The sequence below is a fragment of the Microcoleus sp. F10-B2 genome, assembly GCF_036704965.1.
In the GTDB taxonomy this organism is placed as follows: Bacteria; Cyanobacteriota; Cyanobacteriia; order Cyanobacteriales; family Microcoleaceae; genus Microcoleus.
Window position 1 is genome coordinate 9,577 of the sequence record NZ_JAUBTB010000032.1, and the last position, 14,952, is coordinate 24,528.

At 46.5% G+C, this 14,952-nt stretch carries 11 protein-coding genes; 8 read left to right on the forward strand and 3 right to left on the reverse strand.

The window, feature by feature from the left end:
• Positions 1–458 precede the first annotated feature (458 nt).
• Entirely contained in the window at positions 459–1,451 is a 993-nt protein-coding gene (locus QUA99_RS14340; protein WP_333237695.1) for a LynF/TruF/PatF family peptide O-prenyltransferase, read from the forward strand.
• 486 nt (positions 1,452–1,937) lie between these two features.
• Here QUA99_RS14340 and QUA99_RS14345 read toward each other — a convergent pair whose 3' ends face one another.
• Complete coding sequence (locus QUA99_RS14345) at positions 1,938–2,594, reverse strand: hypothetical protein (RefSeq protein WP_333237697.1); 657 nt, start codon at positions 2,592–2,594, stop codon at positions 1,938–1,940.
• Positions 2,595–2,634: 40 nt separating this feature from the next.
• On the opposite strand from QUA99_RS14345, the gene QUA99_RS14350 reads away from it, so the two are divergent.
• Together QUA99_RS14350 and QUA99_RS14355 are read left to right on the forward strand one after the other, a co-directional pair.
• A complete protein-coding gene (locus QUA99_RS14350; protein ID WP_333237699.1) occupies positions 2,635–6,486 on the forward strand; it encodes a PatA/PatG family cyanobactin maturation protease in 3,852 nt (1,283 codons plus the stop codon).
• Between the two features lie 129 nt (positions 6,487–6,615).
• Positions 6,616–7,782, forward strand: coding sequence for a DUF5829 family protein (locus tag QUA99_RS14355; RefSeq protein WP_333381341.1), 1,167 nt, complete (start codon positions 6,616–6,618; stop codon positions 7,780–7,782).
• Between the two features lie 467 nt (positions 7,783–8,249).
• Here the strand turns inward: QUA99_RS14355 and QUA99_RS14360 are convergent, their stop codons facing one another.
• A complete protein-coding gene (locus QUA99_RS14360) occupies positions 8,250–8,423 on the reverse strand; it encodes a hypothetical protein (RefSeq protein ID WP_333237703.1) in 174 nt (57 codons plus the stop codon).
• A 169-nt stretch (positions 8,424–8,592) separates the two neighbouring features.
• Positions 8,593–8,802 (reverse strand): secretion protein HlyD, encoded by a 210-nt coding sequence (locus tag QUA99_RS14365; RefSeq protein WP_333237705.1) that lies wholly within the window; start codon positions 8,800–8,802, stop codon positions 8,593–8,595.
• A gap of 334 nt (positions 8,803–9,136) precedes the next feature.
• Between QUA99_RS14365 and QUA99_RS14370 the strand changes: the two genes are divergently transcribed.
• The 5 genes from QUA99_RS14370 (at position 9,137) to QUA99_RS14390 (ending at position 14,947) form a co-directional block, all read left to right on the forward strand.
• Positions 9,137–10,252: an HlyD family efflux transporter periplasmic adaptor subunit gene (locus QUA99_RS14370; protein WP_333237707.1), complete on the forward strand. Its 1,116-nt coding sequence runs from the start codon at positions 9,137–9,139 to the stop codon at positions 10,250–10,252.
• 237 nt (positions 10,253–10,489) lie between these two features.
• Positions 10,490–11,500, forward strand: a complete 1,011-nt coding sequence (trpS, locus tag QUA99_RS14375; protein WP_333237709.1) for a tryptophan--tRNA ligase — start codon at positions 10,490–10,492, stop codon at positions 11,498–11,500.
• Between the two features lie 124 nt (positions 11,501–11,624).
• Complete coding sequence (locus QUA99_RS14380; protein WP_333237711.1) at positions 11,625–12,515, forward strand: methylenetetrahydrofolate reductase; 891 nt, start codon at positions 11,625–11,627, stop codon at positions 12,513–12,515.
• 113 nt (positions 12,516–12,628) lie between these two features.
• A complete protein-coding gene (locus tag QUA99_RS14385) occupies positions 12,629–13,228 on the forward strand; it encodes a Uma2 family endonuclease (RefSeq protein WP_333237713.1) in 600 nt (199 codons plus the stop codon).
• Between the two features lie 63 nt (positions 13,229–13,291).
• Positions 13,292–14,947: a mucoidy inhibitor MuiA family protein gene (locus QUA99_RS14390; RefSeq protein WP_333237714.1), complete on the forward strand. Its 1,656-nt coding sequence runs from the start codon at positions 13,292–13,294 to the stop codon at positions 14,945–14,947.
• The last annotated feature ends 5 nt before the right edge of the window (positions 14,948–14,952 follow it).

The following is a 14,952-nucleotide window of genomic DNA, read 5'->3' on the forward strand; positions in this document are numbered from 1 at the left end:
ATCTTCCACTGGCTGTGTGACTGCCTACGATGGTGCGGAAGCATCTTCCACTGGCTGTGTGACTGCCTACGATGGTGCGGAAGCATCTTCCACTGGCTGTGTGACTGCCTACGATGGTGAATAAGGATATATAGCCTAGCTCACTTTAGTCGTATGACAGTTAACTTGCAGTTGCTATCGTAGTGATTTCCTAGGCTGTGTGTTGTTGACGAGGTTGACAATGTTGAGTTGCGATCAAAACTTGACTTTATCCTGAGTTTTGTTAGCTTTATTGATCTACCTCGTCTTCTTCTAAGTCATTGGGCTTATCACAAAGAAATCCCTACTCTTTGTTAGAGTTAGAGATTGTGTGAAAACTCGTTGGCTGTGATTTTTGGCACTTATTTATCCCCCCTAACCCCCTTTTTAAGGGGGATTTAGGGGGATATAAAACTTTGTGCTACCGACAAAAATTGCGTTTGGTTGGTGCGTTAAATAATGCTTTAAGAAACTGTACCTTACCTAAGATGATAACCCTAACTTCTATGCTTCAAAATAATCATCTCAAAGACCGCCGTCTTCAGTTTATCCGAACCCACCAAGAGGCTTTTGATGTTCAGCCAACCTTCCCTCTTCCTCTTTTTGAAGAGATAATTCTTGAGATAGAAGGTTCTTGTTATGTTGAATCCTCTTGCCAAGTTGAGGGTGGCCGACTGCTAGCAGGGCGTCATGAGGTTTGTAAATATCCAGGAAAGACTTGGCCGGAATCTCTAGCTCAGGCATTTAAGCTCTTAGATAAAATCGAGAATCGGTTGGGTGTACGCATTAATCGTGACTTGTTTGAGCAGTTTTCAGCAGCACATATTGGCTCTCGCAAAATCACGAACAACACTATTGGCATTCACTTGGGTTCAAAGCTTGAAGATTCCAGTGCAGTGTTCTATCTCTATATCGATGACGAGGAAGATCCTGAAGAATTAGCAAGGACAGCGATCGCTCTCGATGGCGGTCACTACTCAGATGAATTAACACAGGTGTTGATTAGAGATACTAAGGCAATTGCCTTTAAACTTTTCTTAGACGGTCGTAGTAGTGTCGATATATGTCCTTATGCTCCAGCACAGCCTGGATCATTAGGAACTAGAGGAAAGTATCTTACAGCCTATATACGAAAATACTTTTCACAGAAAGTGAATTCTATTTTCAGTGGCTCTTATCTCCTCATGGCATGCTTCTCTAAAGCCTATGCAACCCCAGTCTTATGGTTTTACTTCACAAACATCAAAGACATACCAAAATATTTTTTATTTAATAGCTTAGGTGATAGAATATATGATTTTTGTCAAAGTCAAAGTTGCATCACAGGTACTGGTGTGACTGTTACAGAGCCAGAGTTAGAGAAGAGTCGATTAGAAAATTTTTGTTTCTACTACGATCAACGTGACGGATGTCAACCGCATCCGGGATTTTGATTTTTATTGAAAATGACTCTGACAACGAGATCAAAACTTAGAATAACCGATCGATATCAGGGTTGTGATTTTGTCAGAATCAAACAGTAATATGAAGTCGCAAAAAGAACGCTATAGCGGTTCTCAATAAAATGAGGTACACACCGCTCGCAACTGATGCCCACGGAGGCATAAGCCCACGGAGCCCTATGCCCTATGCCCGCGAGATCACCTCATCTTACTGAGAAAGGCTATACATATCAATCTCCCCGTCACCCTCTCCCCGTCAATCATCTGTAGCAAACACTCTGCTGTCATCGACTAACCCACCTAATTGTGTTTTGTAATTGTCCATCGCCATGAGCAATAACCCCTTCGCTGTTTCCCTCAACCCTTTTGTCCAAGTCAAAAGCACCGAAGACTACTACACCCTGAAGTCGGCAGAATCCGATCCGACCGCTTTGCTAAGCTTAGCAATAACGTATTCAAAACTGCTCTTCTCTTTCCCTATTCTTCTAGTGCTTCCTGCTGAGTTGAAAATCTTTGAATTCGTCTTTGAATATCTCCTAAAATGCTCCGTACCTTGTTTAAATCACTTGTTAACAAATGGTCTGATAAAATGTCAAGAACTATATCTAAATCAACAGAATAGTTTAACAACAGTAAAAGGATATCATTTTCATAAATGCTGGCACGGCTAAATTGTCCTTGACGGTAGAGAGATGGCAAGGCATAACACTTTAAAATTAGGAGTCCTACCACTGTGACACATCGAAATTTTCGGTTTCCAAAGCTTTGCTCTCCTACAAACTCTTGCGATATTTTTCGGAAGAGCTTATTTTGGGTTAACAATACGTCAATTTGTAATCCCTCAAATCTTCCACGAAGAAATTTTTGATCTTCACTCTGGATACCAATCTCTGGTAAAGTTTCAAGCTCGGCACGAGCCAGGATCAGGTCAATATCTTGAGTATTGCGACCCTCCACATAGCTGAGTAGAGCTACCCCGCCAACCAGAACATAACGAATCTCTCGTTGGGCCAGCGCGTCAAACAATCGTTCAACAGTCTGAAAAAAATCATAACCTTCTGACATTACACCACCCCAATTCTTAACATCAAATAAGATTCCATTTCTGATAATTTCACCGATCGCTATTGCCATTGACTCACTTTCCCAATCATCGTTTCCCATTATCTACGCTATGAGCCATCACCCCTTCGCTGTTTCCCTCAACCCTTTTGTCCAAGTCAAAAGCGCCGAAGACTACTACACCCTGCACTCGGCAGAATCCGATCCGACCGCTTTGCTAACCCTTGCCACAACGCCCGGAATCGGTATTGCTCTCGATCGTCTCAAGGCAGGCAACACCACCACCGCATCTCTCGTGCAAGGGTTAGCCGAAGTTGATGGTCGGGCAGCCGCGGAACAGTTTGCACTGACGCTACAACAATTGGATGAGCGGGGTTGGTTGAGTTACGCTGTGTTGCCGCTGGCAGTGGCGGTTCCGATGGTGGAATCTGCCGAATTGAATCTGACCGAACCCTACTGGACACAAACCCGTCTGGGCCTGTCTCGCTTTGCCTACCAACATCCCTACGAAGGCACAATGGTGCTGGAGTCCCCCCTCTCCAAGTTTCGGGTCAAACTCCTCGACTGGCGAGCAAGTGCGCTGCTGGCTCAACTCGCCCAGCCCCAAACCTTAGCAACACTGACGCCACCGCCCTACCTCGGACCAGAAACCGCCTATCAGTTCCTCAATTTGCTGTGGGCAGCGGGATTTCTGACGGCTGACCCTGAACCTCCCTCGCTCCAGCTTTGGGAGTTTCATAACCTGCTGTTCCACAGTCGCAGCCGCAACGGTCGCCACGACTACCCAGTCATAGCTCATGACATTGAGCAGTGGTCTGATTTCCCGGTAGTGAAGCCACCAATGAGCGACCGGATTGTGCCAATGCCGCGTCCGAACTTGGGGGCGTTGATGTGTAACGATGCCACGCTCACGGAAGCCATCGAAGCACGAAAATCGGTTCGAGAATATGACGATAACCATCCGATCTCGATCGAGCAACTAAGCGAACTACTGTATCGCACCGCCCGTGTTAAGGAATTACTTAGCACAGAAGAGTGGTATGGTAAGAATTGGCGAGAAATACTAGATTTTAAAGCAGATATTGAATATGGCGAGTTGAGCCGTCGCCCCTATCCTGGTGGCGGGACAATGTATGAATTAGAAATTTATCCGGTAGTACGGCTTTGTCAAGGCTTGAACCAAGGAGTGTATCACTACGACCCTCTGAATCACCAGCTAGAGCAGATAGTCGAATCGGAGGATGATATCTTCGCTGCATTAGGTTATGAATTTCTCAGTCAAATAGGCCCACAAGTCTTCTTGGTGATTACGGCACGGTTCGGTCGGCTATTTCGTAAGTATCGATCTATTGCTTATACAGCAGTGCTTAAGCACGTTGGCGTGCTACAGCAAAACTTATACTTGGTGGCAACCAATATGGGTCTGGCTCCCTGTGCATTGGGGGTTGGCGATAGCGATGCTTTTGGTCGGGCGACGGGTCTAGACTATGTGGAAGAGTCGGCTGTTGGAGAATTTGCCATTGGATCGTTGCCTAACCGCAATGTTGAAGCAAGTGGACTGGAGTCGATTGAGGTTGATGGTTCAGAAGGGCTGAGTGAGGCAATGATCTCAGCCAGTGAGACTGAATTGGGTGGAGTTGAGGCTGAACCTGAGTCTGGTGAAACAGGAGTATTGGGAAGTCAGTTTGAGTCAGTTGGGCTAGTGGCAAAAATTCCGCCGACTCAGGTGTGGGAAAGTCTTGAAAATAGCTCGGTGCAAGTTGAGGACAGTGAGGCCGAGGTTGTTGACTTGGCTCCTTCAGATGCGATCGCTCAGGCTCCAGATTCATCGAGTGTCGCTGAGGGTGAACGGGAGTCGGCGGTTTCAGCCAGTCAAGTTGAGAGTTCTGCGTCCCCAATATCCGTGGCACTCCACCCCAATGAACTCGACGATCGCATCCCCGGACTGGCTGAACTCCATAACCAAACCCTCGGCGACCCCCGCATCACGATCGTAATCCTAGACGGCGACCCAGATTACACATTGTCCTGCTTTACCGGAGCTGAAGTCTCCAAGGTGGTTCCCTACTGGCACGAACCAGCAGAACCAATCAGCCCACAAGATTACGCCACCTACCAAGCAATCCGCGACCAGGGGCTAAAGGGTAAAGAGAAGGAAGCTGCATTCTACGCTGCTCTACCAAAAAACAAGGAGCGGGTTGAACTCAATGACCATGCCTGCCACGTCACCAGTATCATTGTGGGGCAAGAGCATAGCCCTGTTTTCGGTGTGGCTCCCAACTGTCGGGTAATCAATATGCCCCATGATGCCCTAGGGAACTATGACGATATGCTATCACCCCTCAACTTAGCCCGTGCCTTCGACTTAGCCTTAGAGTTGGGGGCAAATATTATCCACTGCGCTTTTTGTCGCCCCACCCAAACGGGGGAAGGGGAAGAGATCCTTGTCCAAGCGATTAAGAAATGTCAAGACAACAATATTTTGATCGTCGCGCCGGTGGGGAACAATGTACACCAATACTCGTGTCTGCCCGCCATGCTGCCGGGAACTTTGGCAGTGGGAGCCGCAAAAGTCGATGGTACACCAGCCGACTTTAGTAATTGGGGGGGCAATAACACAGAAGAAGGTATCCTCGCTCCAGGTGTAGATATTTTGGGAGCGCAACCCTGCACTGAAAAACCCGTGCGTCAGACAGGAAGCAGCATGGCTGCTCCCACGATCACGGGCATTTCTGCGCTGCTAATGAGTTTGCAACTGCAAGAGGGCAAACCCGTCGATGCCGAAGCCATCCGAACGACACTGCTCAATACCGCGATACCCTGCGACCCAAAGGTTGTAGAAGAACCAGACCGCTGTCTGCGCGGCTTTGTCAATATCCCGGGCGCTATGAGAGTGCTGTTTGGGCAACCCTCCCTCACCATTTCCTTCGCGGGCGACAAAGTGATCCGCACCGAACGGGCAGGCTATGCCGCCCCCGTCGCGAGTCATGCCCCCCCCACTACCCAAGAGGTTGTTGCCAGTGCAGCGATGCCTGCTGTCTTGCCCGCCACACTAACCGAGGCATCCGTCACCGCCGCCGCGACTCCCGCAGACACAGGCACTGTCGAAGCCAGCACCGCCTACTCTGGCAACGTTTACGCCCTAGGGACGATCGGCTACGACTTTGGAGATGAAACCCGCCGCGACTCTTTCCAACAACAGATGGCTCCCGCCGAAGTCAACGGCATCACGGTGCCGGCAGACCCCTACGATGCTCGCCAGATGGTCGAGCACCTCGATCGCAATCCAGATGAAGGCCGTTCCCTGATCTGGACCTTGAACCTCGATGGAGACACAATCTATGCCCTAGAGTCAACCGACGGCGAAGTCTACGAGATGTTTGTACTGATGTTGGCGGGGCAACTCGAGCCAGAAGCGAGCGATGATTTTGTGGAGCGGGTCAGCATACCCGCCCGACGCACCAACCGCACGGTGGAACTCTCCTCCGGTGAGGTTGTGCCTGTAGTGACGGTACCTTACCCGCGGGGAATGTACGGCTGGAAAGTCAATACCCTGGTGAACTCGGCGATGGCGGCAATCTCTCGTCGGGTGGACGAAGCCCAAGCACCCCTCGTGCGACAGGCTCTGACAGCCTTCCTCAGCCGAGTCTACAACGATCTTCGCAATGTGGGGCAGACTTCGCGCGATCGGGCCCTCAACTTCGCCGCCACCAACATCTTCCAAGCCGCTGTGACCTTTGCTCGGGCGATCGCGGAAGGTCGGCAACTCGACACCATTAACGTCGAAAAAAGCCCGTTCTGTCGCATCAACAGTGACTGTTGGGATGTCAAGCTTGAGTTCTACGACCCAGACAATAATCGTCGGGGGCGCAAAGTTTTCCGCTTTACCCTGGATGTGGTGCTTCTGATGCCGGTGACTTTGGGTGAGGTGAGAAGCTGGTCACTCCCTAGTAAAGAGAGTTGAACGCACCGGTGACGGACTCAGATCGATGCCGGTAACATAGGGAGTCGGGAGTCGGGGAAGGTGGAATTATTGACCTAGACTCGATCGTGCCCATGTAACCGGAAACGATATACAGCCTATTCCAGGTTTATGAAGTACACCCCAGAAACCGGGTTTCTTTACAGTTCTCGCCTCTCAACTAATTCTGTTCAAGAAACCCGGTTTCTCGCGATCTACCTTTACATGGAATATGCTGTAATATCAACTTCCAGGTTTATGAAGTACACCCCAGAAACCGGGTTTCTTTACAGTTCTCGCCTCTCAACTAATTCTGTTCAAGAAACCCGGTTTCTCGCGATCTACCTTTACATGGAATATGCTGTAATATCAACTCCGCTAGCTGAGGAATTGTCAAATCGAATCAACAGTCAATACTCAACTATCATTCAGTTTTTCGACCTGCCCGTTAACAGTCAACAGTCAACAGTCAACAAAAATTCCGGTGCAAGAAGTAAAAACATGGGAATAGAATTTAACCATTTATATGTTACTCTCGACGCAGAAACGCTAGAGTCGATCGCCAAATCAGACTTCATCAGCCAAGAATTCTGCACAATATCCAGAGATACAGTAGAAACTGATAAAGAGAGTTGGGCGGGAACTTATCTCAGGGGAAAACATAGCTATCTTGAGCTTTTTGCTCCAGGGGGTGCTGAAGGCTTTAGGGAAGGTTTTTCGGGTATTGGTTTCAATAGTAAACAAGCAGGACAGATTGATATTGTAGATGGAAAGCTAAAATCCTTACTAACCCAAGAAACGTTTTCTGGTTTGCAAGTTCGTCAAACCGAAGATAGAAAAGTGCCCTGGTTTCATTATTTGGCGCTCAAATCAGAGACAGAACCCTTCAATGCGTGGTTGATGGAATTCCATCAGGATTATTTAGACTATAAAAACATCAAGCTTACCAGTGCTGGTTGCTTTGACCGTGCTGCTTATCTCAAAAACCTTGCTACTTCCGAAACTTCTTTATTTGACGACATTTCAGAAGTTCATCTGGAATTGACTTTAGCCGAACACGAGGAACTAGCATTACTACTTCGAGTCTTTGGCTATGACTCATCTTGCGTAGGAGATATTACTACCTATCGTTCTCATGGTTTTACTTTACAAGTATCTCAGCAAGTTGCTCCAAGTTATCGAATTCGCAAGGTTTTTTGCACGATGAAGGCTCAAGTTCATCAGGAAAAAAAGTTCACTTTCGGTGATAATGCACGGTTAAATGTGGGTGGAGAGCTGGCAATTTGGGAGTTTGGATAACTGAAGCAATAAGTTAAAAAATCAGGCTCTCCTAGACTAAACATGATACAGCATTTTTTAGGTAAGTGAGGTACATAGCAAAGATATAGGACACGGCAGTGCCGTGTCCCTACAATTAATCGGGGTAGGGACTTAGGCACTCGCGGTGTGCTGACTGTGGTTAATATTAATTCCAATGCTACCGGATTTGATATCAATAGCTATTCTCGGTTTATAAATTAGTGTCGGTCGAGATTAATTCGCTTTCAGCTTATTAGTTAGGTAGACTAAAAAATCTAAAAAATCTCGAAATTTGAAAGATGTTTTAAAACTTGCAAACCCTAATTCAGTAAAATTTCATGCGACCCCGAAAGTTCTGAAATTTATGCTGTAGGACTGATGCAATGAATATAACAAAGCACCCATAAACTTATGGGTGCTTTATTAATTCACATCAATATATCGAGCCCAATTGACAGCACTAAACCTTACCAGTAGCGGTACACTACTCTGAAGGAACCGTCGCAATTCCGGCGGTACACGACGTGACGGGTCGGACGGTAACAGTTGTATCGATTAGAATAATAGTGACCGCCGTTGACGCTAGCTGATTCTTCAGATGTAAGTTCAGCAAACAGTGAATCGTCCTTTGTTTCTTTCATGATTTGACTCCGTTTAACTTAATAAAATTGAAGGTAAACTAGAAATCTTATCGAATTTCTAGAGCCTCGTGTAAATACTGACTAATACTTCTGGTAGTGCTGTGCGGCTTCCGGAATATTACGGATAATTTTTGAAAATTTACTCGAGCGCACAACCTGACTCAGCTATCTAAACCACTAGGGTTTTGTAAGGGCGATGGCTGTTCGGATCGTACAGATAAAGCTGGTTCGGCTGCGGCAGGAAAAACAGCATATTCAGGTCATCGCTGCTGCTGTTACCGCCGCTGCTGTTACCGCTGGTAATGCTGCCACCGCTGACAGTAGCAGATTCTCCATCGGTGAGTTCGATGAAGAGTGAACCTTGTTGATTTTCTGACATAAATAACTCCTATTAATAGCTATGTACTTACTTACTACCTACGCATACAGGAAAAACCCGGTAACAGTGCCAAAACTCATGGCGGAAACGCCGTATTTTCATGACAGTCTCCCTCTGGCTTCACTCCTCTTGATATTTGGCGAAGTTTGTGGGTGGGAACGGCAAAGCTGTGCGGATTTTTACCTTGACCCTGTGAATTTTGATTTAGACTTCTAAACCTATTCTTTGTTTCCGGAAAGGTGAGAGTAAAGGTGACAAAACAAATCAGCGATCTCTGCCTCTCGCCCAACTCAAAACTCCAAACTCCAAACTATTCCCCTCTCCCCCAGCCGCCATGTCTCTCACTCCCGAAACCGCACCCGCTGAAACCTTTGATAACGACCAGTTTTTGCCCCCTGTCAGCCGCTGGACGACTTTGGGGGGCATTTTGATGGTGGCGACCTTTGGCGGGGCGATCGCCCTTGCTAGCGTCACCAAATACAGCGCTACAGTCAAAGCAGACGCGATCGTCCGTCCGGCCGGAGAAGTGCGCGTCGTGCAAGCAGCCACCGAAGGCACCGTCGAAAGCATTGCTGTCAGCGAGAATCAGACAGTAAAAGAAGGAGATGCGATCGCAGTTGTAGACGCTTCGCGTTTGGACGCTCAAAAAAAACAGTTAGAAGAAATAATTAATCAGTCTCAAACAGCAGCACAGCAAATCAACCAGCAACTGCGCGACTTAGAAAATCAAATTTTGGCCAGCGCCCAATTTAAAACAATCCAAAGTGAAAGTTCCGCCCAACAGGAATTAATCGAATCCGCTTTAGTAAAATTCGCCACCTCGCTACCGGATGTCGCCGAAAGACTCGGCCGAAGTCGGCGGGTTTTGCTAGTCAAGCAATCGTCCATTCAACAACAATTAATTCAAGCTAAAAAAGAACTAAACCAAATTGACTTAAAACTCGAAAATAGCGTGATCCGCACGCCCACGGATGGTACAATTCTCAGACTGGAAGTACGAAATACTGGTCAAACCGTACAAGCCGGCAGCGCGATCGCTCAAATAGTCCCCAGCGACGTACCCCTGGTAGTCAAAGCCAAGGTGACATCCCAAGACATCGCCCGCATCCAAATCGGCCAACCCGTACAGATCAGGATTTCGGCTTTGCCTTTCCCCGATTACGGCACGTTAAAAGGAACTGTCAGCGAAATCGCCCCAGATGCGATCGCGCCTCAAAATCCCGCTAATAATTTAGGCACAGCTTATTACGAAGTGGCAATTAAGCCCGAACAAACTTATTTAACCAAACTCAAATCCGCCAACAGTCAATTCTTCGGAAACTCCCAGGCTAATGTCCCCCGCCAGTATTCGATTCAATCGGGAATGGAGGGCAGAGCCGATATTATTACCGGCGAAGAAACTGTTCTGACATTTGTTCTACGCAAAGCAAGGTTGCTGACAGATTGGTAATTGCTTTTAAGCCCATTTCTTAAATGCTACGGCTAAGGACACGGCCTGGCCGTGTCCTTAGAGATGTTGAAAAAGGTAAGGAGACGGCAAGGCCGTGTCTTTACAGATGTCTTAAATGTGTAACGGGCTTCTAGCCCGTTGCTGACAACGGTGCAAGATGTGAATTTCAACCAAGAGTATCTTAAATCAAAATAACGTGTCAATATAGAAATGTGAGTTCAATTCTATTCTTTCCTCATGGGCAAACAGCGCGTTCTTTCTGGAGTTCAGCCAACAGGCAATCTTCACCTCGGCAATTATCTCGGTGCCATTCGCAACTGGGTAGAAGGTCAAAGTCAGTACGAAAATTATTTCTGCGTAGTCGATTTGCACGCAATTACCGCACCGCACAATCCAGCAACTCTAGCCTCCGACACTTATACAATCGCCGCTCTCTATTTAGCTTGCGGCATCGATTTAGAATATTCTACTATTTTCGTGCAATCCCACGTCTCGGCGCACACAGAACTAGCATGGCTGCTAAACTGCATTACGCCGATTAACTGGCTCGAAGATATGATTCAGTTTAAAGAAAAAGCAGTAAAACAAGGTGAAAATGTCAACGCAGGCTTGCTAAATTATCCGGTGTTAATGGCAGCAGACATTTTGCTTTACGATGCCGACAAAGTGCCCGTGGGAGAAGACCAAAAACAGCATTTGGAACTCACCCGCGATCTTGTGATCAGATTAAATCACCAATTCGGCACACCCGAAAAGCCAGTATTGAAACTTCCCGAACCGTTAATTCGGACTGACGGTGCGAGGGTAATGAGTTTGACAGATGGCACGCGCAAAATGTCGAAATCTGACCCTTCCGAACAAAGTCGAATTAATTTATTGGATTCGCCAGATGCGATCGCCAAAAAAATCAAGCGCTGCAAAACAGATGCCGTGCGGGGGTTGACTTTTGACGACCCAGAGCGCCCCGAAGCTAGAAATTTGCTGACACTTTATCTCCTGCTTTCCGGCAAATCTAAGGAAGAAGTAACAGCGGAGTGTGAAAATATGGGTTGGGGAGAATTTAAACCCTTGCTGACAGAGACTACAGTTAATGTCCTCAAACCAATTCAGGATAAATACAAGGAAATAATGGACGATCCGGGATATTTAGAGTCTGTACTGCGTCGCGGAAGAGAACAAGCAGAAGCTATTGCTAATCAAACTCTAACTAAGGTTAAGACAGCTTTCGGTTATTCTTTACCTGTTTAGTTGTTAGTTGTTAGTTGTTAGTTGTTATTGGTTAAGAATAACAACTGCCAACTGCCCACTAACAACTGCCAACTGTCAACTGTCAACTGTAAAATAACAAATAACCAATAACAGACAAATAATCATGAACCGTTTTCGCACAGCCTGCACCACCCCCGGAGAATTTATAATTACCGCCGAAGTTGCCCCGCCAAAAGGTGGCGACATAACTCACACAATTCAAATGGCCCAACGCCTCAAAAACAGAGTGCACGCCATTAATATCACCGACGGGAGTCGCGCAGTGTTGCGAATGTGTCCCCTAGCAGTTTCGGCGATTTTAGTGCAGCACGGAATTGAGCCAATTTGTCAAGTTGCTTGTCGCGATCGCAATCAAATTGGCCTGCAAGCCGATCTCATGGGAGCCCACGCTTTAGGCATTCGCAATGTATTAGCACTTACAGGCGATCCCGTCAAAGCCGGCGACCATCCTAAAGCAAAAAGTGTATTCGACTTTGAATCAGTACGGCTGTTGCAAGTCATTCAAAAAATGAACGGCGGCCAAGACTGGAATGACAAACCTTTAACAGACGGAGTTACCGATTTATTTGTCGGTGCTGCAGTCGATCCGCAATGCCCCAGTTGGTCTGGTTTACAAAGTCGATTTGAGAAAAAAGTAGAGGCTGGAGCGCAATTTTTTCAAAGTCAATTAATTACAGACTTTGAACTTTTAGATAAGTTTATGCACAATATTGCTGCTGGCTGCAACAAACCAATTTTAGCAGGAATCTTTCTGTTTAAATCAGCTAAAAATGCTGAATTTATTAAAAAATACGTGCCGGGAGTTCACATTCCGCAAGAGACGATCGACCGTTTGGCTAAAGCTCCAGAACCACTGCAGGAAGGCATAAAAATTGCCGCCGAACAAGTCAAGCTAGCGCGGCAGATTTGTCAAGGAGTTCACATGATGGCCGTCAAACGAGAAGATTTAATTCCTCAAATTTTGGATTTGGCAGGAATGGAGCCTCTGAGCTAAGATTAAACGTAGGGGCGGGTTTTACCGATTATCAATGGCTAAAACTAGGGATTTCGCAAACTCGTAAACCCGCCCACCGCCGCGCTACCCTTTTGAACATCAACAGGACAGTCATGGTTCAAACTATAGACAATCCAACAACTTCTCCTGCAGCCGAACAGCGTTTCACTTGGCGCGGTTTGACATGGCATCAATTCAAGGCAATTCAAGCTGGCTTTGAAGACGTACCGAATGTACGCTTATTTTATTGTGATGGAGTTTTAGAAATTGTGGGAATTAGTAAACCTCACGAGGCAACTAGATGTCTGATTGCAGCGCTACTGATAAATTTTTTTCAATTTAATAGAATACAATTTTTTCCGAGTGGCAGTTACAGTCAAATTGTTGAGGGGAAAGTCGAGTATCAGGCAGATTTGTCTTATTGTTTCGGAACAGATAAAGATGTTCCCGATTTGTGTATTGAGGTAGTCATTACTAGCGGTAGTCCGATTAAACTTCAGAAATACCGACTGATGGGAGTACCGGAAGTCTGGTTTTGGGAAGATGGCACTTTAGAGCTTTACCATCTGCGAGAGGAAGGTTACGATCGCATTGCTAGCAGCGAAGTGCTGCCGGAGTTAGACTTGTCTTTGCTTAAACGCTGCATTTTGTTTGCTTCGCCTTTGGATGCGCTTGAAGAGTTTTCTAGAGGAATGGGCGATCGGGAAAATTAATCGATAAACTACTTTGAACAATGCGCGATCGACTAAACGGTTATTAAATAGGAGCAACTGCCAATGACTGACTCAGAAATCCTTAATTCTGATACCCTCAAAACACTAGATACTAGCATATCAGAAGTTACAGTTTACACCGATCGCGCTTTGGTGACGCGGCGCGGTACAGTCGCTTTGACGGGAAACGAACGGGAATTGGCGATCGCCTCTGTACCGGCAAACCTCGAAACAGAGTCAGTCAGGGCCACGGGTGCGGGTACAGTTGCAGTGCGATTGCTGGGAGTGCGAACCGAAACAGTGTTTAGCAGCGAACCTGTGGGCGATCGCATCGCGGAATTAACCCAACAAATCCAAGAATTAGAAACTCAAAAACGGGCAATTAACGACAAAATAACCGCCCGAAAAATTCAGCTCAAATTTGTGGAAGGTTTGAGCGAAAAAAGCGTCGGTTTCTTTTCCAGCAGCATCGCCAAACAGCAGGTAGGTTTAAACGAAACTGGTGAATTGCTCAACTTTTTAGGAACCAATTACCTAAAATATGTAAGCGCGATCGCTCAATACGAAAGACAGCAGCGCGAATTAGACAAGCAAATAGAAGCTTTGCGCCAGCAGTTGTGGCAAGTACAAACTCCCCGTTCCCAGCAAAATTTTAACATCATTGTCGCCGTAGAACCCAGCGGCAGCGGCAATTTTGAACTAGAAGTTTCCTATGTAGTCATGCGAGCCCGTTGGACTCCCCTTTACGACTTGCGAGTCAACACTACCAACAACCAAATTAATCTCAATTACCTAGCCGAAGTCAATCAAAATACAGGCGAAGATTGGACTGGAGTAGCGCTGACTTTATCCACAGCAAAGCCGGGAATGGGAACTTTGCCCCCAAAACTAGAACCCTGGTTTATCGATACTTTACACTCTACAGCCAGATACCGAAATACCGAGTCAATAGCGCGCTCTAGTCAAATTTTATCAGATTCTGATGGAGATATAGTAGACGTATTTGAAGGAGGGATGCGCTTTGGCTCTGCAGGCACTACAATAGACACAGCATCCCAACCCACAGAAGCTGAAACAGCCACAGCCAAAGTATCCAGAGAAGGTGGCACTGTCTCATTTCAAGTAGGGGGAAATACCAATATTCCCAGCGACGGTACACCGCACAAAGTGACGATTTTCAGCGAAAATTATCCGTTTAAACCTGAATATATAGCCGTCCCGCGATTAGTAAGTTTTGCCTATTTGCAAGCAGTTGTTGTGAATCCGCTGACAGGCGCAACTCTGCTTCCCGGTAAAGCAAATATCTTTCGCGACAACACTTTTGTCGGCAGTGTCCAGTTAGAAAATGTTTCGCCTGGTGAAGAATATAAACTGAATTTAGGAATAGATGAAGGGCTAAAAATAGAGCGGGAATTAGTAGAAAGACAAGTAGATAAAAAACTGATCGGTCAGCAGAGGCGCACGAGTTACGCTTATCGCTTAAATGTGACAAACTTGCATCAGGTGCAGATACACCTGACACTAAAAGAGCAATTGCCAGTCAGTCGCAATGAACAAATTAAAGTGCGATCGACTCTCACTAATCCGAAGATAGTAGCAGGTGAAATGGGAGTGCTGGAATGGATAATGTCTCTGCCGCCGCAAGCAAAGCAAGAGTTATATTATCAGTTTGTTGTCGAACATCCTCCAGATTTAGCAGTCACGGGTTTAGATATTTAATTAGG